Annotated in this window: 19 protein-coding genes and 1 pseudogene; 4 read left to right on the top strand and 16 right to left on the bottom strand. The window is 70.6% G+C overall.

All coding sequences use genetic code 11. The annotated features are described in order from the left end of the window. Positions 1 to 242: 242 nt before the first annotated feature. Positions 243 to 1772: an aldehyde dehydrogenase (NADP(+)) gene (locus tag ABZV42_RS11030; protein WP_355985706.1), complete on the bottom strand. Its 1530-nt coding sequence runs from the start codon at positions 1770 to 1772 to the stop codon at positions 243 to 245. Between the two features lie 131 nt (positions 1773 to 1903). Between ABZV42_RS11030 and ABZV42_RS11035 the strand changes: the two genes are divergently transcribed. Next, positions 1904 to 2677, top strand: coding sequence for an IclR family transcriptional regulator (locus ABZV42_RS11035; protein ID WP_151470389.1), 774 nt, complete (start codon positions 1904 to 1906; stop codon positions 2675 to 2677). Between the two features lie 131 nt (positions 2678 to 2808). Continuing rightward, positions 2809 to 4260 (top strand): penicillin-binding transpeptidase domain-containing protein, encoded by a 1452-nt coding sequence (locus ABZV42_RS11040; RefSeq protein WP_355985708.1) that lies wholly within the window; start codon positions 2809 to 2811, stop codon positions 4258 to 4260. A 166-nt stretch (positions 4261 to 4426) separates the two neighbouring features. Here the strand turns inward: ABZV42_RS11040 and ABZV42_RS11045 are convergent, their stop codons facing one another. Next, entirely contained in the window at positions 4427 to 5878 is a 1452-nt protein-coding gene (locus tag ABZV42_RS11045; protein WP_355983946.1) for an NCS2 family permease, read from the bottom strand. A gap of 200 nt (positions 5879 to 6078) precedes the next feature. Beyond that, the gene (locus ABZV42_RS11050; RefSeq protein WP_356051684.1) at positions 6079 to 6873 is read right to left on the bottom strand and encodes an HAD family acid phosphatase; all 795 of its coding nucleotides are present in this window, start codon (positions 6871 to 6873) and stop codon (positions 6079 to 6081) included. 185 nt (positions 6874 to 7058) lie between these two features. Between ABZV42_RS11050 and ABZV42_RS11055 the strand changes: the two are divergent. Further along, positions 7059 to 7306: pseudogene (locus tag ABZV42_RS11055) on the top strand (IS200/IS605 family accessory protein TnpB-related protein); the annotation flags it as partial. Between the two features lie 40 nt (positions 7307 to 7346). Here the strand turns inward: ABZV42_RS11055 and ABZV42_RS11060 are convergent. From ABZV42_RS11060 to ABZV42_RS11120, 13 genes are all read right to left on the bottom strand, one after another. Next, positions 7347 to 8477: a pectinesterase family protein gene (locus ABZV42_RS11060; RefSeq protein WP_355983948.1), complete on the bottom strand. Its 1131-nt coding sequence runs from the start codon at positions 8475 to 8477 to the stop codon at positions 7347 to 7349. Between the two features lie 2 nt (positions 8478 to 8479). Next, positions 8480 to 9808: a pectate lyase gene (locus ABZV42_RS11065; RefSeq protein WP_356051686.1), complete on the bottom strand. Its 1329-nt coding sequence runs from the start codon at positions 9806 to 9808 to the stop codon at positions 8480 to 8482. 57 nt (positions 9809 to 9865) lie between these two features. After that, on the bottom strand, positions 9866 to 10660 hold the full coding sequence (locus ABZV42_RS11070; protein WP_356051688.1) for a rhamnogalacturonan acetylesterase: 795 nt from the start codon (positions 10658 to 10660) through the stop codon (positions 9866 to 9868). 114 nt (positions 10661 to 10774) lie between these two features. Then, positions 10775 to 12157, bottom strand: coding sequence for a sugar ABC transporter substrate-binding protein (locus tag ABZV42_RS11075; RefSeq protein WP_356051689.1), 1383 nt, complete (start codon positions 12155 to 12157; stop codon positions 10775 to 10777). Between the two features lie 107 nt (positions 12158 to 12264). Continuing rightward, complete coding sequence (locus tag ABZV42_RS11080) at positions 12265 to 13920, bottom strand: family 43 glycosylhydrolase (RefSeq protein ID WP_355983952.1); 1656 nt, start codon at positions 13918 to 13920, stop codon at positions 12265 to 12267. Further along, positions 13920 to 14765: a PmoA family protein gene (locus ABZV42_RS11085; protein ID WP_355983953.1), complete on the bottom strand. Its 846-nt coding sequence runs from the start codon at positions 14763 to 14765 to the stop codon at positions 13920 to 13922. The genes ABZV42_RS11080 and ABZV42_RS11085 overlap by 1 nt, the downstream gene beginning before the upstream one ends. Beyond that, a complete protein-coding gene (locus tag ABZV42_RS11090; protein ID WP_355983954.1) occupies positions 14762 to 15976 on the bottom strand; it encodes a Gfo/Idh/MocA family oxidoreductase in 1215 nt (404 codons plus the stop codon). The genes ABZV42_RS11085 and ABZV42_RS11090 overlap by 4 nt, the downstream gene beginning before the upstream one ends. Further along, positions 15973 to 16878, bottom strand: a complete 906-nt coding sequence (locus ABZV42_RS11095) for a carbohydrate ABC transporter permease (protein ID WP_355983955.1) — start codon at positions 16876 to 16878, stop codon at positions 15973 to 15975. Before ABZV42_RS11095 ends, ABZV42_RS11090 begins: the two co-directional genes overlap by 4 nt. Next, positions 16875 to 17810, bottom strand: a complete 936-nt coding sequence (locus tag ABZV42_RS11100; RefSeq protein ID WP_356051691.1) for a sugar ABC transporter permease — start codon at positions 17808 to 17810, stop codon at positions 16875 to 16877. The genes ABZV42_RS11095 and ABZV42_RS11100 overlap by 4 nt, the downstream gene beginning before the upstream one ends. A 101-nt stretch (positions 17811 to 17911) precedes the next feature. Then, positions 17912 to 19642 carry an L-arabinonate dehydratase gene (gene araD / locus ABZV42_RS11105; protein ID WP_355983957.1) on the bottom strand — a complete coding sequence of 577 codons (1731 nt, stop codon included), beginning with the start codon at positions 19640 to 19642 and terminating at the stop codon, positions 17912 to 17914. Beyond that, the gene (locus ABZV42_RS11110; protein ID WP_355983958.1) at positions 19630 to 20538 is read right to left on the bottom strand and encodes a dihydrodipicolinate synthase family protein; all 909 of its coding nucleotides are present in this window, start codon (positions 20536 to 20538) and stop codon (positions 19630 to 19632) included. Before ABZV42_RS11110 ends, araD begins: the two co-directional genes overlap by 13 nt. Continuing rightward, positions 20535 to 21281: a GntR family transcriptional regulator gene (locus ABZV42_RS11115; protein ID WP_355983959.1), complete on the bottom strand. Its 747-nt coding sequence runs from the start codon at positions 21279 to 21281 to the stop codon at positions 20535 to 20537. The genes ABZV42_RS11110 and ABZV42_RS11115 overlap by 4 nt, the downstream gene beginning before the upstream one ends. Before the next feature lie 460 nt (positions 21282 to 21741). After that, complete coding sequence (locus tag ABZV42_RS11120) at positions 21742 to 22329, bottom strand: TIGR03086 family metal-binding protein (RefSeq protein WP_355983960.1); 588 nt, start codon at positions 22327 to 22329, stop codon at positions 21742 to 21744. 273 nt (positions 22330 to 22602) lie between these two features. On the opposite strand from ABZV42_RS11120, the gene ABZV42_RS11125 reads away from it, so the two are divergent. Next, positions 22603 to 23784 (top strand): serine hydrolase domain-containing protein, encoded by a 1182-nt coding sequence (locus ABZV42_RS11125; protein ID WP_355983961.1) that lies wholly within the window; start codon positions 22603 to 22605, stop codon positions 23782 to 23784. The last annotated feature ends 198 nt before the right edge of the window (positions 23785 to 23982 follow it).

Below are 23982 nucleotides of genomic sequence, written 5' to 3' on the forward strand. Positions count from 1 at the left end.
CACGCGGCACCCGCGGCCCGCGACGGAACGGGCCGGCCCACGACGGGACCGGGCGGGTTCCGCCACGGGACCGTCCTGGTCCACCACGGCACCGGACCGGGCCGTCACAACACCGGGCCGGGCCGGTCTGTCACGCCACCGGGCCAGGCCGGGCCGGTCCGCCACGGAACCGGGCCGGGCCAGGCCGTCACGGCACCGGGCCCGCTCGTTCCGTCACGGTGCCGGCCCCGCCGCGGCAGGCGCTAGCGCTCCAGGCGTCCGTCGTAGCGGCGGGGCAGCCCCAGCGGATTGTCGTCGCGCAGCTCGGGCGGCAGCAGTGCCTCCGGCACCCCCTGGTAGGCGACCGGCCGCATCCAGCGCTCGATGGCGCTGCCGCCGACCGAGGTGGACGTCGAGGTCGTCGCCGGGTACGGCCCTCCGTGGTGCTGGGCCGGAGCGACGGCGACCCCGGTCGGCCAGCCGTTCACCAGGACCCGCCCCGCGAGGGAGGTGAGTTCGGCGAGGATCTCCGCACCGCGTCCCTCGCCCGCGGCCTCCTCCGCGGAGAGCTGCACCGTGGCCGTGAGGTTGCCGGGGAGCCGCGAGAGCACCGCGCCCGCCTCGGACTCGTCCTCGTAGCGCGCCACGACCGTGAGCGGCCCGAAGCACTCCTCGAGCAGCAGATCGTGCTCGCCCTCGGCCGCGAGCCTGCTCGCGGGCACGGTCAGGAAACCGGGGCTCACCGTGTGCTGTCCGCCCGCGCCCGGTGTCACCGGGGCCTGGACGTCCGGGAGTCCGGCGCGCTCGGCGACTCCGGCGATGAAGTTGTCGCGCATACGGTGGTCGAGCAGGACCCCGGAAGCGGTGTCGCTCACCGCGTCGGTCAGCGACTTCAGCAGGCGGTCGCCCGCCGCACCGGCAGGGGCGAGCACCAGGCCCGGCTTCACACAGAACTGGCCGACGCCCAGGGTCATCGAGCCGGCGAGTCCCGCGCCGATCTCCTCGGCGCGCTCGGCGGCCGCGGCCTCGGTGACGACGACGGGGTTGAGGGAACCGAGCTCGCCGTGGAACGGGATCGGCACCGGACGCGCGGAGGCCGCGTCGAACAGCGCGCGCCCGCCGCGGACGGAACCGGTGAACCCGGCCGCCGTGACCAGCGGGTGCCTGACCAGTTCGACGCCGGCCTCGAAGCCGTGCACCAGGCCGACGACGCCGTCGGGGATGCCGTGCCGGCCGGCCGCGCGGCGCAGCACGGCCGCGACCAGCTCGGAGAGCGCCGGGTGGTCGGGGTGGGCCTTGACGACGACCGGGCAGCCCGCGGCCAGTGCGCTCGCCGTGTCTCCGCCGGCCACCGAGAAGGCGAAGGGGAAGTTCGAGGCCGAGTACACGGCGACGACGCCCAGCGGCACCTTGTAGCGGCGCAGGTCCGGGATCGGCGGGGTGGCCGTGCCGTCCGGGTGGTTGATCACGACGTCGAGGAAGGCACCCTCGTCCACGATTCCGGCGAACGCGCGCAACTGGTAGCAGGTGCGGGCGAGTTCACCGGTGAGCCGGACCGGGCCGAGCGCGGTCTCCGCGTCGGCCGCCTCGACGAGCAGGTCCTTGGCGCCTTCGAGCAGGTCGGCGGCGGTACGCAGGAACGCGGCGCGCACGGCGCGGTCGGCGAGGGCGGGGCGCGTGGCGTGCGCGGCGCGGACGGAGTCGTCCACCTCCTGGCCCGTGGCCTCCACGGCGACCTGTTCCCGCTGCTTCCCGGTACGGGGGTCGACACTCCAGACTGGTGCTGCTGCCACCGCGGGTCCCTTCACATGTGATGCCACGTTCTTGTGTCACTCACCAGGGGTGTTCGATATGCTGAACGCTGTCTCTGATGGTGAATTTCCTGTCGGAGACTATTTCCCGTCCAACGAAGGGGTCAAGGGCGATGTCGGCAGGCGAGACAGGCGGCGGGGCGCAGGTCAAGTCAGCGGTGCGGACCGTTGAATTGCTGGAGTACTTCGCCGGCCGGCCCGGAATGCACTCCCTCGCCGCGGTCCAGGAGGCCGTCGGATATCCCAAGTCCAGCCTGTACATGCTGCTGCGCACGCTCGTGGAGCTCGGCTGGGTCGAGACCGACGCGACCGGCACGCGGTACGGCATCGGCGTACGGGCCCTGCTGGTCGGCACCTCGTACATCGACGGCGACGAGGTGGTCGCCGCCGCCCGCCCCACCCTCGACCGTCTCTCCGACGACACCACCGAGACGATCCACCTCGCGCGCCTGGACGGCACGAACGTCGTCTACCTGGCCACCCGGCAGTCGCAGCACTATCTGCGCCCCTTCACCCGGGTCGGCCGGCGGCTGCCCGCCCACTCCACCTCGCTCGGCAAGGCGCTGCTGGCCACCTACGGCGACGAGCAGGTCCGCAAGATGCTGCCCGAGACGCTCCCCGCGCTGACCGAGCACACGATCACCGACCGGGAGAAGCTCATCGAGGAGCTGCACCAGGTGCGGGAGCAGGGCTTCGCGGTGGACCGCGAGGAGAACACGCTGGGGCTGCGCTGCTTCGGTGTGGCGATCCCGTACCGCACGCCCGCCCGTGACGCGATCAGCTGTTCGGTGCCCGTGGCCAGGCTCACCCCCGCGCACGAGCAGATGGTCAAGGACGCCCTGTTCGACGCCCGCGACCGGCTCACGCTGGCCACCCGCAGGCTCTGACGGGCGAGGGACCCGGGTGACGACGGGCCCGGTGGCGCATGGAGGATCGGCCCGGCGGCCCATGAGGGATTGATGAGAAAACCGGGCGGACGGGAACGATTCGCCCCTGACCGCTCGTCCTTCTGTGCGGGATGAACAAGACGATCAGGCGTGCCGCCGTCTTCACTCTGCTGCTCGTGCTCTCTCTGCTGGTCAGGGCGACCTGGGTGCAGTTCTACGACGGGCGGGCACTCGCGGACGACAAGGACAACCGACGGAACGCGATCGCGCTGTACGCGAACCCGCTCGGGAACATCATCGTGGCCGGTGACGCGATCACCGGCTCCGCGCGGACGACAGGGAGCGACCTCAAGTACAAGCGGACGTACAAGGACGGCAGCCTGTACTCGGCGGTCACCGGCTACAGCTCGCAGGTCTACGGAGCGACCCAGCTGGAGGGCATCTACCAGAAGCTGCTCGACGGCTCGGACATCACGCTGAAGAACCCGCTGGACACGCTCACCAACAAGCGCACCGACCCGGGTGACGTGGTCACGACGATCGACCCGGCCGTTCAGAGGGCCGCGTACTCGGCGCTCGGGAACAACAAGGGCGCCGCCGTCGCGATCGACCCGAAGACCGGCAAGATCCTCGCGGTCGTCTCGACCCCCTCGTACGACCCGACGTCGATCAGCGCGGGCAACACCAGCGTCTGGAACAAGCTGACCAAGGACCCCGACAAGCCGCTGGTCAACCGCGCGCTGCGGCAGCCGCTGCCGCCGGGCTCGACGTTCAAGCTGGTCGTCGCCGCCGCCGCGCTCGAGAACGGGCTGTACCCGGACGTGGACACGAAGACGCACAGCCCGGACCCGTACACCCTGCCGAACACGACGACCCTCCTGAAGAACGAGAACGCGTCCGCGCCCTGCGAGAACGCCTCGATCCGGGTCGCGCTCCAGTACTCCTGCAACAACGTCTTCGCGAAGATGGCGGTCGACCTGGGCCAGGACAAGGTCAGGGCGATGGCGGAGAAGTTCGGCTTCAACGACACGAAGCAGGACGTGCCGGTGCGGGCGTTCGCCAGTGTCTACCCCACGGGCATGGACAAGTCGTCCACGGCGCTGACCGGCATCGGGCAGTTCGACGTCACCGCGACCCCGCTCCAGATGGCCATGGTGTCCGCCGCCATCGCCAATGACGGCAAGCTGGTCTCTCCGCACATGGTGTCGCAGACCAGCGACTCCAGCGGCGATGTGCTGAAGAACTACGACGACAGCACGGCGACCAAGGAGATCGTGAGCTCCGGGACCGCCCGGCAGCTCCGGTCGGCCATGCAGACGGTCGTCGAGCAGGGCACGGGCACCAACGCCCTGATCCCCGGCGCGACCGTGGGCGGCAAGACCGGCACGGCCCAGCACGGCGAGAAGAACAGCAAGACCCCGTACGCCTGGTTCACCTCGTTCGCGAAGTCCGACTCGAACGGCAAGGAGGTCGCCGTCGCGGTGATGGTCGAGCAGTCGGACGCGGCACGCTCGGAGGTCAGCGGCAACGGACTGGCGGCACCGGTCGCCAAGGCGATGATGCGGGCGGCGCTGAAGAGCTGACGCGCACCGGGCCCGTACGTGAAGCGGCCCAACGTGACACGGTCGTACGTGAGGCGGCTCGTACGTGAAGCGGCTCGTGCGTGAAACGACCCGTACGTGAAACGACCCGTACATGAAGCGGCCCCGCACCCCACCGGGTGCGGGGCCGCCTCACGTAGGGATCCGGTCACTTCACTCCGAGCAGCTGCTCCACCGGGTCGATCGCGAAGTACACGAGGAACAGCGCCGAGACGGCCCACAGCAGCCAGTTGACCTCCTTGGCCTTGCCCAGCACCGCCTTGATGACGACGTAGGCCAGGAATCCGGCGCCGATCCCGTCGGTGATGGAGTACGTGAACGGCATCGCGACGATGGTCAGGAACGCCGGGATCGCGATCTCGTACTTGTCCCAGTCGATGTGCTTGACGTGGGTCATCATCAGGAACCCGACCGCGATCAGCGCGGGCGCGGCGGCCTGGAGCGGGACGATGGTCAGCAGCGGGGTGAGGAAGAGCGCGAGGCCGAAGAGGCCGCCGGTGACCAGGTTGGCGAAGCCGGTGCGGGCACCCTCGCCGACGCCGGCCGCGGACTCGATGTAGGCGGTGTTGGAGGAGGCCGAGCCCAGGCCGCCCGCGACGGCGGCCGCGCCGTCGATGAACAGGACCCGGCCGATGCCCGGTACCTGCCCCTGCTCGTCGAGCAGCCCGGCCTCGGCGCTGATCCCGACGATGGTGCCCATGGCGTCGAAGAAGTCCGACAGGACCAGGGTGAAGATCAGCAGGACCGCGGTGAGCACACCGGCCTCGGCGAAGCCGCCGAACAGGCTGAAGTGACCGATGAGTCCGAAGTCCGGGCTCGCGAGGATCTTGTCCGGGACCTTCGGGCTGGTCAGGCCCCAGCTCTTGATGTCGGCGATCGAGTTGATGACGATCGCCACGACCGTCATGGTGACGATGCTGATGAGGATCGCGCCCTTCACCTTGCGGGCGAGCAGCGCGATGGTCAGCAGGACGCCGAGACAGAAGACGAGGACGGGCCAGCCGGTGAGCCGGCCCACGGCACCGAGCTGCACCGGCACGGTGGTGTTCGCGACGTCCGGGATACGGCTGACGAAGCCGGCGTCCACGAAGCCGATGAAGGCGATGAACAGTCCGATACCCACGCCGATGGCCTGCTTGAGCTGCCGCGGGATCGCGTTCATGATCGCTTCCCGGAGGCCGGTGAGCACCAGGACGCAGATCAGGACGCCTTCGAGGACGACCAGGCCCATCGCGTCGTCCCAGCTCATCAACGGCGCCAGCTGGAAGGCGACGACGGCGTTGAGGCCGAGGCCCGCGGCGATGGCGAGCGGGAGGTTGCCGCCGATGCCCATGATGACGGTCATCACGCACGCCACCAGCGCGGTGGCGGTGACCAGTTGGCCGGTGTCGAGGGTGTGCCCGAACTTGTCCTTGGCGCTGCCGAGGATGATGGGGTTCAGGACGAGGATGTACGCCATGGTGAAGAAGGTGGCGAATCCGCCACGTATCTCACGGCCGATGGTGGAGCCTCTGGCGGATATCTTGAAGAAGCCGTCGACCCCACCTGCCGCCGGTGGTGCGGCACTTGGCCGGTTGTCGACCTTTTGCGCTTCGGACATGGCGTTTCTCCTCGTTGCCTGCGTGCTCGGTGTGCGGATGCTGGCTGGATTGTTCCCCCGTTCAACCGGTTTCAGGTTTTCTCCGTGTTACGGAATTCGGGTCCGGCCGCCATGCGCCGCCCGAAGGCCCGTACAGCCGCCCGGCAGACGAACGCCCCCACCGGTGAGGACCGGTGGGGGCGTTCGACCATGGGGGTGTGTCAGCTGACGAAGTACGTGGGGTTCGGCAGCTTGTAGGTCTTGTCGGCGTAGCCGCCGTCGAGATCCGAGTACTGGTCGCCGAAGTTGGCGACGATGTCGTACCCGAGGGACTCGATGTGCTTGCGGGTGCCGGACTTGTACTGCACCGTCGTGCAGTTCCAGGCGGCGGCGGTGGCGCAGTCGCTCAGGTAGGCGGGCGGGTTGGCCGCGTCCTTGAGGAACATGTGCGCGGAGTCGAGGTTGACGTCGACGCCGATCTTCTTCAGGTTCTCGACCGCGGAGACGCGCTGCGACTCCTTCAGGCCCGAGTTGTAGAACACCTCGACGCCCTTGGACGCGGCGTACTCGACGAGGTCGGGGCTGCCGAAGACGGCCGGACGGTCCGCCTGGGCGACGTAGGCGGCCCAGGAGGCCGAGTTGTACGTGTAGTTGGTCTTCTTCTCGTAGTCGAGGGAGAGCAGCAGCGTGTCGTCGATGTCGAAGACGACCGCGGCCTTCTCGTGCCGGTGGTGAGCCTTGCGGGCCGCCTGGTCGATGTGCCGCTTCGCGGCCGCGTCGAGGCGCGCCAGGTCCTTGGCGTACTGGCTGTCGGGGGACGCCTGGTAGACCCCGTTGCTGTCGGCGGTGGTGCCGTAGTAGGTGTCGATGTCCTTGACGAGGACGCCGATGTTGTAAGGCTCGTGCGTCGAGTTCGCCGTCGACTGACCGGCGGTGGCGACGCCGGTGCCGTACAGGGCGGCACCGGCGACGGCACAGGCTGCGGCGACGGCCGCGAGGCGCAATGGCTTATGCATGACAGGTGTTCTACGCGCGTAACGTCCGTGGACGCGAGGCCTTTTGCCGGATCGATACATACTTTTCGGCCGAGTTGAGCCTCTCGCCCCGTCCGGTGGCCGTCAGTTCATGGTCGCGCCGATGGTGGTGCTGCCCGTGGTGAGGAAGGTCGTCGCGGGCAGAGCACGCCGGACTGACGGGAGTGCACCCGGTCCGGCGACGGACGGCACCGCCCCCGCACGACCGGAGTGATCGTGCGGGGCATCGGACCTCCAGGCCGAACCGGAAACCCCGGGGCGTGAGGGACCCCGCCCCCGCATCCCCGGACCACGGACACGATCCGTGCCGCCCGGACGCGGAGCGAACGCGGACAACCAGAACGCCCAGCACCGTCCGGGGCGTTCGACCGAGCACGAGTCCTGGCAACAGGACCCACTCCCGCTCAGCCCATAGGAACGGTCCTTTCGTCGTGCTGTCGGACGGAACAGGAAGGTCACGGGCACCAGTCGCCGAGATAGGCGGCACGGGTGTGCGGCTCGGCCTCCGCGTCCGTGAGCTGGGGGCGGTTCTCCGGGACGCCGATCACCGCGCCGGGGCCCCAGTTGCGGTACTCGGCGAAACGCTGGTCCTGCCACGGGTGGGCGGCGGACATGTCGGTGTAGGGCGCGACCGCGTCGATTCCGGCGTCCAGGCGGGTGTCGCGGACGGTCAGCATCGGGCGGGCGGTGGGGTCCGAGCCTGGCACCCAGGGGCGGGCCAGCTTGTAGTACCCGTCCGGCGCGGCACTGCTGATCCGGCTGCGGGTGACCAGGTATCCGCGCGGGTCGGCGACGGCCGTGGACGGCGCGAACACGAAGCCGTACGGGGCGGCGGCCAGGTCCGTGCGGGCCAGGGTGCGGAAGCGGCAGTGCTCGAAGACCGCCGTCGCCCGCCCGAAGACGAAGTCCACGTCCCCCTCGACGTAGCAGTCCCGGTAGTACTGCCGGGCGAAGGTGCCGAGCGCGATCGAGTCGGCGTACAGGGTGTCCTGGTGGCCGAGGAAGCGGCAGCGGTGGAACGCCGAGCGGTCGCCCTGCACCTTGATCGCCACGGCCTGGGTGCCCGTGATCCCCGGGTGGTCGGCGCGCAGCCAGTCGTTGGCGAAGGTGACCGAGCGGGCCGTGAAGCCGTCGGTGCGCACGGTGGTCGTCGCCGACCCCGTGGTGCCGTAGGTGCCCGAACCGTCCGGCTTCGGCGTGCCGTTGGCGTTGTCGTACACGACGACGACGTCGCGCGGGTCGCCTGAGGCGCCGATCCAGGTCATTTCGGAGCCCGCGGCGCCGGGCAGGCCGGTCGCCGGGTCGATCGCTCCGACCGAGACCGTCTCGCGGTACACGCCGGGTGCGACGACCAGGGTGAATCCGGCGCCGGTCGCGGCGGTCACGGCGGCCTGCACGGTGGTGTGGTCGCCGAGGCCGCCCGGATGGACGTACAGCGTCCTCGCGTCGAGCCGCGCGGACGGCGAGCCGTACCGCCCGAACGGCGGGCGCCAGGTGGCGCGGGCGGGCGCCGCGAACACCGAGGCCAGTGCGGCCCCGGTGCCCGCGGCGACGAACGCCCTTCTGCTGAAGGGGTGTCCGGCCATGGTCAGCAGATCTCTCCGGCGCCCGCGCGGTGGTCGACGATGCCGGGGACGGCCCTCGTCGGGTCGACCTTCGTCCTCAGGACCGGGGTCCATCCGGCGCCGGACCGGAGCGTCTCGGCGGGGATCTCCGCGTTGTGCACGGCGATCAGATCGGTGAGCACGCCGTTGACGTAGTTGTCGGCCGCGGTCAGCGGCGCGTCCTTCCACCTCTTGAGGACCTTCGCCGCGCTGACCGTGTCCGGCAGCGTGAACGCGTTGTGCTCGGCGACGAGTTGGGACTCCATCCCGATGCCGTAGCTGTAGCCGTACGTGGAGTCGGCCACGAAGTGGTTGTTGTACGAGTCCACTTGGCCGAAGCGGACACGCGGAGCGCGCTCGACGAGCCCGGTGAACAGGTTGTGGTGGAGGGTGACCTTCAGGTGGCCGCGGTCCACGGCGGCGGTGGACGCGCTGTCGCTGTTGCCGATCAGGATGGTCTTGTCGTGGTCGGCGAAGACGTTCCAGGAGGCCGTCACGTAGTCGGCGCCCTTGACGATGTCCAGCTCGCCGTCGTGCTGTTCGTAGATCCGGCCGTAGTACGTCGGCAGCGAGCTGTCCGGGTGGGCGCCGTCGGTGAACGTGTCGTGGTCGAGCCAGACGTGCGTGGCCCCGTAGATCACCGCGCTGTCGTACTCGGAGTTCCAGTTGCCGGTGTCGCCGTCGGTGGGGTCCCACTGCGGGAAGCAGTCGAGGGGGCTCTCGAAGGAGAGGTTGCGGACGATGACGTTGTCGACGTCCTTGATCTGGAGGCTCGCGCCCTTGAAGCCCGCGTTCCGTCCGATGCCGACGATGGTGGTATCGGCGGGAACGTACGCCTTGATGGCCGTGTCCTGGTTCGCGGCGGAGGCGGCCCGCAGATCCTCCTGCTCACCGCTGACCACCTTGTCGTAGCCCCACACGGCCGGGTCGTAGTCGGCGAGGTACCGGGCGAAGTCGTAGCCGGGCGCGGCGAAGGAGTCGCAGCCCTCGGCCCCGGCGTCGATCGTGCCCCTGACCTGGATGATCTTCGGCGCGCTGCCGCCGGCGGCGAGCGCCGCCCTGAACTGCGCCCAGGTCGTGACCGTGCTGACCTGCGCGGCGCCGGCGGCAGAGCCTCCGGTGGTGCCGGTCCCGTCGGACGCCCAGCCGTCACCCGCGGCGAGGGTCTGCCGGCCGGGCTCCCGGGGACCGGCCTCGGCGGTGGTGCCGGTGGCGGCGAGCACCAGGGCCGTGCAGCCGATCAGCGCGGCTGCTCTGCGGACGGTGACCGCACGCCAGCTTGTGGCATGCCCATGCCATTTCTGTGTGTTCATGGTGTGCCTCTCTTTCCTTGGGCTCAGGGGGTCAGGTCTTCTGCTTCGGCTCAGGGGTCAGGCGGTGGGCCAGGTGATCCAGGACTCGGGTATCTCCGCGTCGAGACGGCGTACGTCCCGGCGCGCGAGCACCCGGCGGCGCAGCAGCCCGGCCGCGACGAGACGGGCCACGGCGATGGCTCCGGGCGGGTTGAAGTGCGTGTTGTCCTGCTCGGTCGCGGTCCAGTTGAAGTACCTCTTCGTCTCCTCGACGCCGAGCCTCTGCCACAGGGCGAGGGACTGGGCCTGGATGTCGAGGAGCGTCACACGCTCTTCGGCGCCGAGCGCGCGCATCGACGCCGGGTAGTCGCCGTGCGTCGGCGCCGCGTTGCCGTCGGCGTCGAACTTTCTGCGCTCCACCGGAGTGGCGAGCACCGGCCGGGCGCCCCGGGCCCGCGCCCCGTCGAGGTACTGCCGCAGACAGTCCTGGTACGTCGTCCACGGCTCGGTGTAGCGCGTCGGGTCGGCGCTCTTCTCGTCGTTGTGCCCGAACTGGACGAGCAGAAGGTCGCCGGGCCGGATCACGCCGAGGATCGCGGCGAGTCTCCCCTCGTCGATGAAGCTCTTCGAACTACGCCCGTTCACCGCGTGGTTGGCGACCACGACGTCCTGGTGGAGGAAGAACGGCAGTGCCATGCCCCACCCGGTCTCGGGTGCCGCGTCGGCGTACTTCTGGGCGGCGGTGGAGTCGCCGGCGATGTACAGGGTGCGCGGCCCACGACGCGCACCGGCGAACGCGGGGCCGGAGGCGACGACGGCGAGCGGTAAGGCGGCCGCGGCCGCCGAGGTGACCTGTCTGCGCGTGAGGGACACGGGCGTGTGCCTTTCGACGAAGGACCGGCAGAGGCTCGGCAGGGATGTTCCACGGGAAGCCGTCCCGGCCCGGCCACGGCACACACCGCGGCCGAACCCGGTGGGCTCGCCGGATCAGTGATGGGCCTTCCAGTCGGCCTGCGCCTTGTCCAGCTGGTCGGCCAGCGTGTCCAGGAAGTCCTTGACGCTCATCTTGCCGAGCAGCACCTTCTGGAAGTTCGGCTCGTTGTCGGCCTTGGAGATGGTGTTCCAGTCGGGCAGGTAGTACGGCAGCTGCACGATCTTGGTGCCGGTGCCGTTCAGCGCCTCGGCGGCCAGCCTGGTCGGCTCGGCCCGCTGGACCCAGGCGTCCTTGGCGGCGTCGGTGTTCGCCGGCACCTGGCCCGCGGACTCGTTGAACTTGGAGTTCTCCGCCGCCGAGACGGCGAACTCGATGAACTTCCAGGCGGCCGCCTTGTTCTTGCCGGACTTGAACAGGCTCAGCCCGTCGACCGGGTTGGAGATCTGCACCCGCGTGCCGTCGTCCATCGTGGGGTTCGGGATGCCGCGGAACTTGCCGGCGCCCAGCGCCTTCAGATGGTCCTGGTAGGAGCCGAGGTTGTGGCTCAGCATGCCGATGGTGCCGCTGTCCCACTGCGCGACCATCTTGGTGAAGTCGTTGTTGACGTCGGCTGACGGGGTGGCCTTCTTGTAGAGGGCGACGTACTTCTCCAGGGCCGCCACGTTCTTCGGGTCGTTGACGGTGGTCTTGTCGCCGTCCCAGAACGAGGTGATGCCGGTCTGGCCGTACGCCGCGTCCAGCGCCGGGGCGATGGAGCCCTCGCCGCCGCGGATGGTGAAGCCGAACTTGTTCTTGCCCGCGTCCGTGAGCTTCGCCGCGGCGGCGTAGAACTTCGACCAGGAGGCCGGCGCGTCCAGGCCGGCCCCCTTGAACAGGTCGGTGCGGTACCAGAGCGTGCCGTTGTTGGCGGAGGTGGGCACCTGGTACAGCGTGTCGCCGCCGCCCGCGGCCCGGCTGACGTCGAGCAGGTTCCGGCTCAGCTTTCCGTTCAGCGCGCTCTTCTCGATCCTGCTGTCGAGCGGCTCAAGCGCCCCCTGGACGGCGACCTCGGCGAGCATCGCGGTGCCCACGCCTCCGACGTCGGGCAGGCCGCCGCCCTGGATGGCGGTGTCGTACTTGGACTGGGCACTGGCCGCCGGGATACCGACGTAGTTGACCTTGATGTCCGGGTACTTCTTCTCGAAGTCGGCGATGATCTGCTTCCAGATGTCGGTGCGGACACCGCCGTTGTTGTCCCAGAAGGTGATCTCGCCCTTTCCGGAGCCCTCGGTTCCCTTGTCGCCCGCGCTGCCGCTGCCGTCGTCACCGCAGGCGGTGGCGGTCAGCGCGAGCACGGATCCGAGGGCGACGGCCACGGCGAAGCGCCTGGCTCCACCGACACCGTTCCTTCTCGGGCCGGTTCCCAGTGGGCTGTTCCTCAGTGGACTTCTGTTCATCGGTCTTCCTCCGTGGATGCCTCGGCCTTCGGGCCGGGGTGGGGGTGACTCGGTAACTCCCCCTGGCGGGGGGAGAGATACTGCGAACGAACGGCTGACGGTGACCCTCAGGGGGTCCCGGTGACTCGGAAACGCGTGAAGGTGGCGGCCCCGGCGTGCCCCGCGCCCGTCGGCGCGAGCGCGAACAGGCCGAGCAGGGCGCCGACCCAGCCCCGGCCGCTCGCGGCGAAGACCTGCCCCGAGGACTGCCGGCCGCCGCCGACGTCGTAGGAGAAGCGGCAGCGGGCCCCCGCGCCGATCTCGATCCACAGCCGGGCTCGGCCCTGGGGTGCCGGGCGCGCGGGAGCCGCGTCGCGCTCGCCCTCGCACCGCCCCGAACGCACGGCCGGTGCCGCCGGGGCGGCCGGTTCGGCGAACCGGTGCACGAGCCGCACCGCTCCCCCGGGCTCGCGCAGGAGGCCGATCCAGGCGAACGCGTCCCCGAGCACCGCGAGCCCGGCCCGCGCCCCCGGCTCCTCGCTGTCGAGGCGCAGGTCGACCTGGACGGTGGCGGCCGTACCCGGTGTCCGCTGGGTCAGGACGTGGGGCACCGCGCGCAGGTCGTGGGCATGCGGCGTACGGACACAGCTCAGCCTGAGTCCGTCGCCTGAATGCTGGGTGGCCCAGCCGTCCTGGGGGTTGGCGGTCCACTGCCACTGGCGCCCGAAGCGGCCCCCGGGGAAGTCGTCGTCCGTGGCGGGAGCGGACGGCGGCTGGGCGGGCAGGTCCGGCTTGCGGTGTACGGCGACGGGGGTGCCCCGGTCGCCGAGCACCGGCCAGCCTCCCCCGCTCCCGGCTTCTCCTCCACTCCCGGCTTCTCCCCCGCTCCCTGCTTCGCTCGAGTGGGGGGACTCCCCTGAGCGGGAGGTACCCTCGTCGCCCCAGCGCATCGGCTGGAGGTGGACCACCCGCCCGTAGGCCCCGCGCTGCTGGAAGTGGGCGAACCAGTCCTCGCCCGCCGCCGTACGCACCCAGCCGCCCTGATGCGGGCCGTTGACCCGGGTGTTCCCCTGTTCCAGCACCACCCGCGCCTCGTAGGGTCCGAAGAAGCCGCGCGAACGGAAGGCGCCCTGCCAGCCGGTCTCGACTCCCCCGGCGGGCGCGAAGATCCAGAACCAGCCGTCGTGCCGGTAGGCCTTGGGTCCTTCGAGGGTGAACCAGCCGGGAATCAGGTCGGCGTCGACGATCACCTTGCCCTCGTCGAGCAGCCCGGTGCCGTCGGGGCGCATCCGGTGACCGGTGAGCCGGTTCTTCACCCCCGAACGGGATCTGGCCCAGGCGTGCACGAGATACGCCTCGCCGGTCTCCTCGTCCCACAGCGGGCACGGGTCGATGAGTCCCCTGCCCTCCTTCACCGGATGCGGCTGCGTCCAAGGGCCCCTGATCCGGGGGGCGTTGACCTGGAAGATGCCATGGTCGGGGTCGCCCCAGAAGATCCAGAAGCGGTCGTCGTGGTGGCGCAACGCGGGCGCCCACACACCGCCGTCGGGCCGCGGAGTCCTGAACTCGTGCGCGGGTTCCAGGCGTTGGAGGGCGTGTCCGATCAGCGTCCAGTTCACCAGGTCCCGGGAGTGCAGCAGAGGCAGGCCGGGGACGCGGCCGAAACTGGAGGCGGTGAGGTAGAAGTCGTCGCCGACGCACAGCAGATCGGGGTCGGACCAGTCGGCGTCGAGGACGGGATTGCGGTAGGTGCCGTCACCCAGGTCGGCGGAGGGAAGGGCCATCAGCGGCTCACCGCCTTGCGGACCAGCGCGGCGGCTCCGCTCCGGTCCAGGGTGCCGTCGGCGACGACTGTGACGACCCTGCGGACGAGCGTGCCGCCCGCCTCGACGGTGAGCCGCTCGTCGTGGGCGAGGGAGGAACCGACGCCGGGGTACTGGGCGGTGCGCACGAACCAGGGGTCACGGCGTGTCGCTCCGGTCGCCCCGGCGAGGACGACCGTCCAGCCGGCGCCCGCGAGGGCCAGCCAGTCGGCGGGGCGCGCGTGCACGGCGTCCTCGCCCTCGGCGTCGGCGGTGAACACGCTCGGGGCGTCCTGTTCCCTGCGGGCCCGCCAGAAGAAGCCGCCGTAGGCCGCGCCCGGCCGTCCGTTGGTGGCCGGGCTGCCGATCGAGAGCTCTCGCGCGCAGACGTTCGTGAGCGAGAAGGTGAAGTCCAGCGCCCAGGCCGTGTCGGTGAGCGCGACGGCCGCGACCGTACGTCGTTCGCGCAGCAGCTCGCTCCCCGCGGCCATCCAGCGCAGCTCCGCGACGAAGCCGTCCGGGTCGCGCTGGAGGAAGCCGATGTGCCGTTGGGCGCCGTGGTTGTCGAGCTCGGTCGGCCCCTGGTCGCGGACGTAGGTGCGCCCGCCCCAGAAGTTGTGCCCCTCGACGTCGGGTACGGCTACACCGACGCCGAGGTGGTGCGGGTGATCGGCCGGGCCGAGTTCGGTGACGGCCGTGCCGGCCAGGGTGGTGACGGGGTGCAGATACGGCCGCGGTGAGAGCCGGGCCGGCAGCGCGGGCCGGGTGACGTAGCGGGCGACGGGGCGTCCCGCGATCCGCAGGACGAGCGGCGGGTCGTCGTTCACGGGGTGCTCACCTCTTTCGGGAGCGCCCAGGAGGCGCCAAGCTCGGAGTAGAGGGCGAGGGTGTCGGCGGCCGCCGCGACCAGTCCGTCGATGCCGGGCACGACTCGGCGCCGCTCGCCCGGGAGCGTCTCCCAGGCGTCCGGGGGCAGCGCGACCGGGTCGGGCGCCTGCCGGATCGCCTCGACGACCTTCATGAAGGCGCCCGTCGACTCGGGCGTGACCAGCAGTTCGGCGCCGCCCGTCAGATGCTCGGCCAGGTTCTCCAGCAGGTCGGTCCGGCCGTAGGCGGTCTCCTCGGGCCCGTGTCCTGTCCGCTGCACGAGCACCCGGTCCTGCTTGTACCAGAAGGTGATCCGGCCGCCCGTGCCGTGCACCAGGACGTACGGTTCGCCGGGCTGTTCGGCGCAGAGTGTCGCGGCGACGGTGATCCGGCCGCCCCCGGCGGTCGTGACCCGTACGCACGAGGTGTCGTCGGACTCGATGTCGTTGGCGCGCAGCAGCTCGGTCCGGACGCCGGTGACGTCCTCGGCGCGGGTCGAGCCGTCCAGCGCGAGGGCGGTGGCGACGGCGTGGGCCAGCGGGTTGGTCAGGACCCCGTCGACCACGTCCACGCCGTCGAGCCTGCGCCTGCCCGCCCAGGGCGCGCGCCGGAAGTAGGCCTCGTCGCGCGCCCAGGCGCCGGCCCCGCCGATGCCGGTGACCCGGCCGAGCGCGCCCTCGGTGATCAGTTTCCTGATGGCCGGCACGGCGTGCGAGCCGAGCGACTGGAAGCCGATCTGGCAGACCACTCCGGCCGCCGCGACCCCGTCGGCCATCCGCCGGAACTCGGCGTAGGAGGGCGCGGGCGGTTTCTCCAGGAGCAGGTGTACGCCCCTGCGCGCGGCGGTCAGCGCTAGGTCGGTGTGGGTGGGGATGGGGGTGCAGATCACCGCTGCCGCGGCGCCGGTGGAGTCGAGGAGAGCCCCGAGGTCGGTGGACTGCACGACGCGTCGCCCGCCCAGCTCCTCCTCGGTGAGCGGGGTCAGCTCGCAGACTCCTACGAGGCGTACCAGGCCCTTGTCCTGGAGCCGGCGGATGTTTTCCAGGTGCCGGCGACCGTGCCCCCGGGCGCCCGCGAGGACGACGGGCAGCGGGAGCCGCGGTGTGCCGGCGGGCGTGGTGCGGTGGCCGTCGGGGTGCCGGTCGCGGTCCTGGCGCGAGGTGGCCGTCATCCCTTCACCGCCCCGGCGCTGAATCCGGTGATCAGCCATTTCTGGATGAAGGCGAAGACGACGACCACGGGGACGGCGGCGACGATGCCGCCCGCGGCGAGCGCGCCCAGATCGACGCTGTCGGAGCTCATCAGGGTGTTGAGGCCGACCGGGATGGTCTGCTTGCTCTGGTCGCTGAGGAACATCAGGGCGAACAGGAAGTGGTTCCAGGCGTGGACGAAGGCGAAGGAGCCCACCGCGATCAACCCGGGCCGCAGCAACGGCAGGACGACGATCCGGAAGGCCTCGAAGCGGTTGCAGCCGTCCACCCAGGCGGCCTCTTCGAGGGAGTACGGCACGTTCCGGATGAACCCGCTGATCAGGATCATCGACAGCGGCAGCTGGAAGACGGTCTCGGCGATGACGACGCTGACCAGCGAGTTGATCATCCGGAGTTCGGCGAAGATCTGGAAGAGCGGGACCAGGAGCAGCGCGCCCGGCACGAACTGCGAGCAGAGCAGCGCGAGCATGAAGCCGCGTTTGATCCTGAAGTCGAAGCGGGCGAGCGCGTAGCCGCCGGCGAGCGCGACGAGCGTGGTCATCACCAGGGTGGCGACCGCGACGATCACACTGTTCTGGAAGTAGGTCGCGAAACTGCGCTCGGTCCACACCTTGGCGAAGTGGTCGAGGGTCATGGGCCAGGGCACGAGCGCGGTGGACCCGGCCGGGCGCAGCGCGAAGAGCAGGATCCAGTAGAACGGGATGAGGGTGAAGAGGAGATAGCCGCCCAGGGGTACGTAGATCTGCCAGCGCGGGACCTCGTCCCAGGCGCGCCGCTTCCCCGCTTCGCGCGGTCGGGGTTCCTCGACGGGCGGGGGTGGTGCGGGCGGGGCGGCGATCGTTCCGGCGTCCTTGGTGATCATTTGTCCCCGCCTCCGAACTTGCTCAACCGCAGATAGACGATCGAGCAGAACAGCAGAATCACGAACGCGACCGTGGTGAGGGCCGACGCGTAGCCGAAGTTGTGGGCGTCGACGCTGGTGTTGGCGATGTAGAGCGGGAGGGTCGTCGTCTCGCCCGCGGGTCCGCCGCCGGTCAGGGTGTAGAGCAGGTCGACGTTGTTGAACTCCCACACGGCGCGCAGCAGTGTGGACAGGACGATCGCGTCCTTGAGGTGCGGCAGTGTGATGTGCAGGAACTGGCGGACGCGGCTCGCGCCGTCGACCTCGGCGGCCTCGTACAGGTCCTTGGAGACGGACTGGAGGTCGGCGAGGATCAGGATCGCGAAGAAGGGGACCCCGCGCCACAGATCCGCGGCCACCGCCGCCGGGAAGACGGTGGAGGTGTCCGAGAGCCAGCTGGTCCCGTACGAGCCGATGCCCGCGTCGGCGAGGTAACGGGTGAGGCCCGTCTGGGAGTTGTAGAGCAGCACCCAGATCGCCGAGGTCAGCACCCCGGACACGGCCCAGGGCGAGAAGACGAGCGCTCGCCCCACCGCCCGGCCGACGAAGGTCTGGTTGACGATCAGCGCGAGCGCCAGGCCGAACAGCAGCTGGAGGCCCACCTCGACGACGACCCACTTCGCGCTGAAGGTCAGCGTGTCCCAGAACTGGGGGTCCTCGGTGAAGGCGTGCGTGAAGTTGGCGAAGCCCGCGAAGCCGTTGCGCCACGGTTTGGTCGGGTTGTAGTTCTGGAGGCTGTAGTAGAAGACGCTGATGACGGGGTAGGCGATGAAGCCCAGCATCAGCAGCGCCGCCGGGGCGATCAGCAGGTACGGAAGCCTGCGCGGGGTCGCGGAAGCACGGCGCCGCCGGGGTGGCGCGGGCGGTTTCGCCACGGCTGCGGCTTGGGCCATGACTGTTCTCCGTTCGCAGTGGGGCAGGTACAGCGGGTACAGGAAGCGCTTGCTACGACCGCATGGGTCGAGTACTTCCACGTGCGGGTGTTGCGGGGGCCTCAGCCCGCGTACGGGTCCGGCACCTGGCCCGGCCGGGCCAGGAACTCGAAGTCGCAGCCGGTGTCGGCCTGGGTGATCTGGTCGTTGTAGAGCGCGCCGTAGCCGCGTTCGTACCGGACGGGCGGCGGGGTCCACGCGGCTCGCCTGCGCTCCAGCTCCGCGTCGTCCACGTGGAGGTGGAGCGACCGTGACTCGACGTCGAGGGTGATCCTGTCCCCGCTCCGTACGAGGGCGAGCGGGCCGCCGACGTACGACTCGGGTGCCACGTGCAGCACGCACGCGCCGTAACTCGTGCCGCTCATCCTGGCGTCGGAGATCCGCACCATGTCCCGGACGCCCTGCTTCAGCAGATGACCGGGGATGGGCAGCATGCCGTACTCGGGCATCCCGGGACCGCCCTTGGGGCCGGAGCCCCGCAGCACGAGGACACTGTCCGCGGTGATGCCGAGCGACGGGTCGTCGATGGTCCGCTGCATCGTGCGGTAGTCGTCGAAGACGACCGCGGGACCGGTGTGCTCGAGCAGGTGCGGCTCGGCGGCGATGTGCTTGATGACGGCGCCGTCGGGGCACAGGTTGCCGCGCAGGACGGCCACTCCGCCCTCGGCCGCGACCGGGTTGTCCCGGGTGCGGATGACGTCGTCGTTGTGCACGCGGGCGCCCGCCAGCTGCTCGCGCATGCTGTCGTGCGACACCGTGGGCCGGTCCAGGTGCAGCAGATCGGTGATCCGTGACAGGAACCCGGGCAGGCCGCCGGCGAAGTGGAAGTCCTCCATGAGGTACTTCCGTCCACCGGGCCTGACATCGGCGAGGACCGGCACGGTCCGGGCGATCCGGTCGAAGTCGTCCAGCGTGAGGGCGACTCCGGCCCGTCCGGCCATGGCGATCAGATGGATCACGGCGTTCGTCGAACCGCCGAGGCCGAGCACCGTCGTGACCGCGTCCGTGAAGGCGTCCGCTGTGAGGATGTCGGACAACGTCCGTCCTTTGTGGACGAGTTCGACGATCCTGAGCCCTGCCGCGGCCGCCATCCGGTCGTGCCCGGAGTCGACGGCGGGGATGCTCGACGCGCCGGGCACGGTGACCCCGAGCGCTTCGGCGGCGGCCGTCAGCGTGGACGCCGTGCCCATCGTCATGCAGTGCCCGGGCGACCTGGCGAGCCCGCTCTCCAGCTCGGTCATCTCGCAGTCCCCGATGAGACCGGCGCGCCTGTCGTCCCAGTACTTCCACATGTCGGTGCCTGAGCCGAGGACCTCGTCGCGCCAGTGGCCCGGAAGCATCGGCCCCGCGGGGACGAAGACGGTCGGCAGGTCCACCGAGGCGGCCCCCATGAGCAGCGCGGGCGTGGTCTTGTCGCAGCCGCCCATCAGCACGGCCCCGTCCACCGGATACGACCGCAGCAGCTCCTCGGTCTCCATCGCGAGCAGATTGCGGTAGAGCATCGGGGTGGGCTTCTGGAAGGTCTCGCTCAGCGTGGACACCGGGAATTCGAGCGGGAATCCGCCGGCCTGCCACACTCCCCGCTTCACGGCCTGGGCGCGGTCGCGCAGGTGCACATGGCACGGGTTGATGTCGGACCAGGTGTTGAGGATCGCGACGACCGGCTTGCCCAGATGCTCCTCGGGGAGGTAGCCGAGCTGCCGGGTCCTGGCCCGGTGGCTGAACGAACGCAGCCCGTCGGTGCCGTACCACTGATGGCTTCTGAGATCCTCGGGCCGCTTCACAGCGACCATCCGGCGGCTATGGCGGCGACCTCGGAACGCTCGTCCGCCGGAAGCGGCCTGCTCGGCGGGCGGACGTCACGGCGGCACAGACCGAGCGAGGACAGGGCTTCCTTGACCACGGTCACGTTGTTCGCGGAGGCGTCGGCGGCGCGCAGTTCCTCGAAGCGGCGGACCTGCTCCCAGACCTTCATCGCCGCCGGATAGTCGCCCGCGCGGAGCGCCTCGATCATGTTCAGCGAGACCGCCGGGGCGACGTTCACCAGGCCAGAGGTGAAGCCGGTGGCGCCGGCCGAGAAGTACGAGGGGGCGTACGGCTCGGCGAGTCCGGCCACCCACACGAACCGTTCGAGGCCGGCGTCCCGTGCGAAGGACGCGAAGCGCGCCGCGTCGGGGACCGCGTACTTCACACCGATGACGTTCGGGCAGGTGTCCGCGAGTTCGGCGAGCCGCGCACCCGCGAGCACCGGGTTGCGGATGTAGGGCACGACGCCCAGCTCCGGCACGGACTCGGCGACGGCCCGGTGGTAGTCGACCCAGCCGCTCTCCGAGACGTAGGGATGCACGGGCTGATGAACCATCACCATCGGTGCGCCGAGTTCCCGGGCGTGCCGTGCGGAGGCGACGGCGGTCGGCACGTCGTGCCCGACGCCGACGAGGACGGCCGCGCGGTCACCGGCCTCCTCGATGGTCAACTCCGTTACGGTGCGGCGCTCTTCGGGGCTGAGGGCGTAGAACTCGCCGGTGTTGCCGTTGGGGGTGAGGGTGCGGACGCCGCCGTCGACCAGCCGGCGCAGCAGGGCCCGGTGGGCGTCCCGGTCGATCGTGCCGTCCTCGGCGAACGGGGTCACCGGGATCGCCACGACCTCGGCGAGCGCCGCCCGCTGGGTCTCGAACGTCGCTGTCATTCCCGTCCGCCCTCTTCCCGTCCGTCCGTTTCCGGGCCGCCCTCTTCCCGTCCGACCTTTCGCGGGCCGCCCGATTCCGGGACGTCCGTTTCCGGGCCGTCCTCTTCCGGGTCCTGGGGGAAGGCGCGTCGCACGAAGGAGGCGATGTGCGCGCGCAGTGCCGCGGCCGCCCCGTCGGCGTCGCCGTCGAGGGCGAGCCGCAGGATGTCCCGGTGCTCGCCGGCCTCGCGCTCCCAGGAGGGGTCGGACGCCCAGGCGACCGCCGAGACGAGGGCCGCCTGGTCGCGCACCTCGTCGAGCATCCGGCCGAGCAGCGGGTTTCCGCACGGCGCGTACAGGGCGCGGTGGAACTCCCGGTTGGCCAGGGAACGTTCGGCTGTGTCGGCGGCCGCGTCGGCCCGGGTGAGCGCGTCGCGGGCGGCATCGAGGGAGGCTTTGCGGCTCACGACCCGCCGCAGCGCCTCGGGTTCGAGGAGCAGCCGTACGTCGTACACCTCGCGCGCCATGTCCGCGTCCACCATGCGCACCGTGACGCCCTTGTACTGGTTCATCACGACGAGCCCGGTACCGGCCAGGGTCTTGAGCGCCTCGCGCACCGGGGTCTTCGACACCCCGAACTGTGCGGCGAGGTCGGTCTCGACCAGGGCCTGTCCCGGGGTCAACTGCCCGGTGAGGATGCGGTGTTTGATCCCCTCCAGCACGAACTGCGTGCGGGAGGGGATCGGGGTGGGCACAGAGGTCATGCGCGCCTCTCCGGTCTCACGTCTCGGATCACGGGAGCCGGGCATCGGTGGCGGACACCGATCTCCGGGTCTCTCGCATATCGCGTCTCATATATGACGTACGAAGTACGACGCGTTGAAGGTAGGAGCGTGACCGTGTTTCGTCAACGCTTCCGGCAGAGGAAGTTCAAATGACGTACGGGGCACGGGACATCGGAGGTTCCGGATCCCTCACTCCCGGGGCGGGGCGTGCCGGCTGTTCGCTCGCGCGATGCTCTACCGGGAGACGCCTACGGGCCGCCCGCTCGGCGGACGGCCCGTGACATGTCGAGGTGACGGCACTTCAACAGCGGTTCCGGCGAAGTGAGTTCGCACTGGACGATGACTCCAGGGCCACTCCGGAGTTCACGGAATCCGTGTGCTCCCGCGAAGTTGTGGTGGTGGTAATGGCGGTTCGCGGCCTGCGGTCACCGGCCTCCCGCTACGGCTTCCAGCCGGGGTCGCGGCCGCTGAGCCCGATCACGCGGTCGAGGAGCGGTGCGTCGTCGGGCACCTCGACGACGGGGCCGAAGATGCCCCCGAGGCGGGTCGGGTCGTCGGCTACGCCGGCGAGGAACTGGTGCGTCACCTGGAGGGCGGTCTCGTCGGGGGTGTACTCCTGGCCGGTGGCCCGCGCGAGGTCCCAGCCGTGCACCACCAGTTCGTCGGCGGCGACGGCCGCCGCGACCTCGGCCGGCAGCGTCACTCCGCCCGCCCGGGTCGTCCCCGTCCAGGCGGCCGGGTCCCGCCAGGCGTCGGCGAGTCCGTCGAGCGCCTTCGGCAGGGCCTCGCGCCAGCCCGGCTCGATGTCGGGCAAGGTGTCGGCCGGGCTGGTGTCGGTCGTGGGGCCCAGGTCCTTGCGCCCCGCGTCGCGGAAGGCGACGGCCAGTCCGGCCAGGTGCCCGAGCAAGTTGCGTACCGCGTACTTCGGACAGGGGGTCGCCCCGTCGAGCTGCGCGTCCGTGACGCCCTCCGCCAAGCGCGCCACGACGAGGGCCTGCGGCCCGAAATCGAAGGTCTGGCCGGTCATCCGATTCTCCTCAGAACGCGTATCCGTGCAGATCGCAGAACGCTCCCGCGAGAGAGGCCTGCGGGGGCAGGCCCGTGGGGGCACTCCCATGAGGTAGACCCCGGCGGCGCCGGTAACTCATCGGTTCCCCGGAGCGGGGTTCCCGCACCGGGGCAGCCGGATGGCCCAACAGCGGGCGGCCCGCTCCTCCGTATGCAGCAGCGGCGCAGGCGAAGCGATCACCACGGGCCGAAGCTGGGCGTGCCCAGGCCCCGCCCGACTCGGGAGACCCCCATGCCCCTGCCCCGCCGCCCCCGGCTGCGTCCGTCCCTCGGCGTACTGCTGGCCGCCGCCTGCCTGACCGGCGCCGTGTCCGGACCGGCCGACGCCGGCTCCGGTTCCGGCCCCGCGGACCGCGACCAGGACCGCACACTGCGGAAGCAGCTCGAAGGACTGGTGCGCAGTCCCGGCGGCCCGCCCGGTGTGATCGCCGTCCTCAACCGCGAGGGCCGGTCCCGCGTCGTGCGCGCCGGAGTGGCCGATCTCGCCACCGGACGCCCGGTCGATCCGGACGACCACACGCGGATCGCGAGTACCGCGAAGGCGTTCAGCGGAGCCGTGGCGCTGCGCCTGGTGGACCGGCGCGCCCTCTCCCTCGACGACACGATCGGCCGCCGGCTGCCGTCCCTGCCGCGGCAGTGGCACGCCGTGACGCTGCGCGAGCTGCTGAACCACACCAGCGGGCTGCCCGACTACTCGCAGAGCCCCGAGTTCATCAAGGTCCTCACCGCGGATCCGCACCACCACTTCGACTCGCGCCGGCTGCTCGACTACGTGGCCGGCGAACCGCTGCTCTTCCGGCCGGGATCGCGCTACCAGTACTCCAACTCGGACAACATCGCGGTCGCGCTGATGGCCGAGGCGGTGACCGGCCTGCCCTACGAGCAGTTGCTGCGAGGGCTCGTCTACCGGCCGCTCGGCCTGCGCGACACGAGCCTGCCGCAGGGCTTCGAGATGCCCGAGCCGTACATGCACGGCTACGACGTCACGCCGCCGAATCCCCCGGAGGACGTCAGCGAGGCGCTCAGCGCGTCGGGCGTTTGGGCCTCGGGCGGGATCATCTCGACCCCGGCGGACCTGACCCGCTTCATCCGCGGGTACGCGGGCGGGGCGTTGATCTCCAAGGCCACCCTGCGCGAGCAGCGCCGCTGGATCGACGGCGCCTCGGAGCCGGCGGGACCCGGCACGAACAAGGCGGGGGAGGCGATCTTCCGCTACTCCACCCGCTGCGGAGTGGTCCTCGGCCACACCGGCAACTTCCCCGGCTACACCCAGCTGATCGCCGCCACACCGGACGGCCGGCGGTCACTGACGTTCTCGCTCACCACCCAGGTGAACAAGACGAACAAGCCCGAGCTGCTGAAGAAGCTGCGCGAGGTCGAGGAGAACTTCGTCTGCGCCCTGCTGAAGAACTGAACGACTCCTTCGCGGGGCGCCCCTGCCATAGGGGCGCCCCGCAGAGCGTTCACCACGTTCACCCCTCAGTCATTGCAATGAAACCCACCAACCCTGTTGCGTTGAAATCACAGCCATTGCAACGAATTTTCGGCATTCACCTGCAATAACAGCAATATTGCGCAACAAGCATGTTGCCCGATCCTTGAACGCAACGTA

The sequence above is a fragment of the Streptomyces sp. NPDC005281 genome, assembly GCF_040607495.1.
In the GTDB taxonomy this organism is placed as follows: Bacteria; Actinomycetota; Actinomycetes; order Streptomycetales; family Streptomycetaceae; genus Streptomyces.

Excerpts from the sequence above, each read along its gene's own strand:
- ABZV42_RS11035 (WP_151470389.1), top strand. The coding sequence starts at position 1,904 with ATGTCGGCAGGCGAGACAGGCGGCGGGGCGCAGGTCAAGTCAGCGGTG.
- ABZV42_RS11040 (WP_355985708.1), top strand. The coding sequence starts at position 2,809 with ATGAACAAGACGATCAGGCGTGCCGCCGTCTTCACTCTGCTGCTCGTG.
- ABZV42_RS11045 (WP_355983946.1), bottom strand. The coding sequence starts at position 5,878 with ATGTCCGAAGCGCAAAAGGTCGACAACCGGCCAAGTGCCGCACCACCG.
- ABZV42_RS11050 (WP_356051684.1), bottom strand. The coding sequence starts at position 6,873 with ATGCATAAGCCATTGCGCCTCGCGGCCGTCGCCGCAGCCTGTGCCGTC.
- ABZV42_RS11060 (WP_355983948.1), bottom strand. The coding sequence starts at position 8,477 with ATGGCCGGACACCCCTTCAGCAGAAGGGCGTTCGTCGCCGCGGGCACC.
- ABZV42_RS11065 (WP_356051686.1), bottom strand. The coding sequence starts at position 9,808 with ATGAACACACAGAAATGGCATGGGCATGCCACAAGCTGGCGTGCGGTC.
- ABZV42_RS11075 (WP_356051689.1), bottom strand. The coding sequence starts at position 12,157 with ATGAACAGAAGTCCACTGAGGAACAGCCCACTGGGAACCGGCCCGAGA.
- ABZV42_RS11080 (WP_355983952.1), bottom strand. The coding sequence starts at position 13,920 with ATGGCCCTTCCCTCCGCCGACCTGGGTGACGGCACCTACCGCAATCCC.
- ABZV42_RS11090 (WP_355983954.1), bottom strand. The coding sequence starts at position 15,976 with ATGACGGCCACCTCGCGCCAGGACCGCGACCGGCACCCCGACGGCCAC.
- ABZV42_RS11095 (WP_355983955.1), bottom strand. The coding sequence starts at position 16,878 with ATGATCACCAAGGACGCCGGAACGATCGCCGCCCCGCCCGCACCACCC.
- ABZV42_RS11100 (WP_356051691.1), bottom strand. The coding sequence starts at position 17,810 with ATGGCCCAAGCCGCAGCCGTGGCGAAACCGCCCGCGCCACCCCGGCGG.
- araD (WP_355983957.1), bottom strand. The coding sequence starts at position 19,642 with ATGGTCGCTGTGAAGCGGCCCGAGGATCTCAGAAGCCATCAGTGGTAC.
- ABZV42_RS11110 (WP_355983958.1), bottom strand. The coding sequence starts at position 20,538 with ATGACAGCGACGTTCGAGACCCAGCGGGCGGCGCTCGCCGAGGTCGTG.
- ABZV42_RS11115 (WP_355983959.1), bottom strand. The coding sequence starts at position 21,281 with ATGACCTCTGTGCCCACCCCGATCCCCTCCCGCACGCAGTTCGTGCTG.
- ABZV42_RS11120 (WP_355983960.1), bottom strand. The coding sequence starts at position 22,329 with ATGACCGGCCAGACCTTCGATTTCGGGCCGCAGGCCCTCGTCGTGGCG.
- ABZV42_RS11125 (WP_355983961.1), top strand. The coding sequence starts at position 22,603 with ATGCCCCTGCCCCGCCGCCCCCGGCTGCGTCCGTCCCTCGGCGTACTG.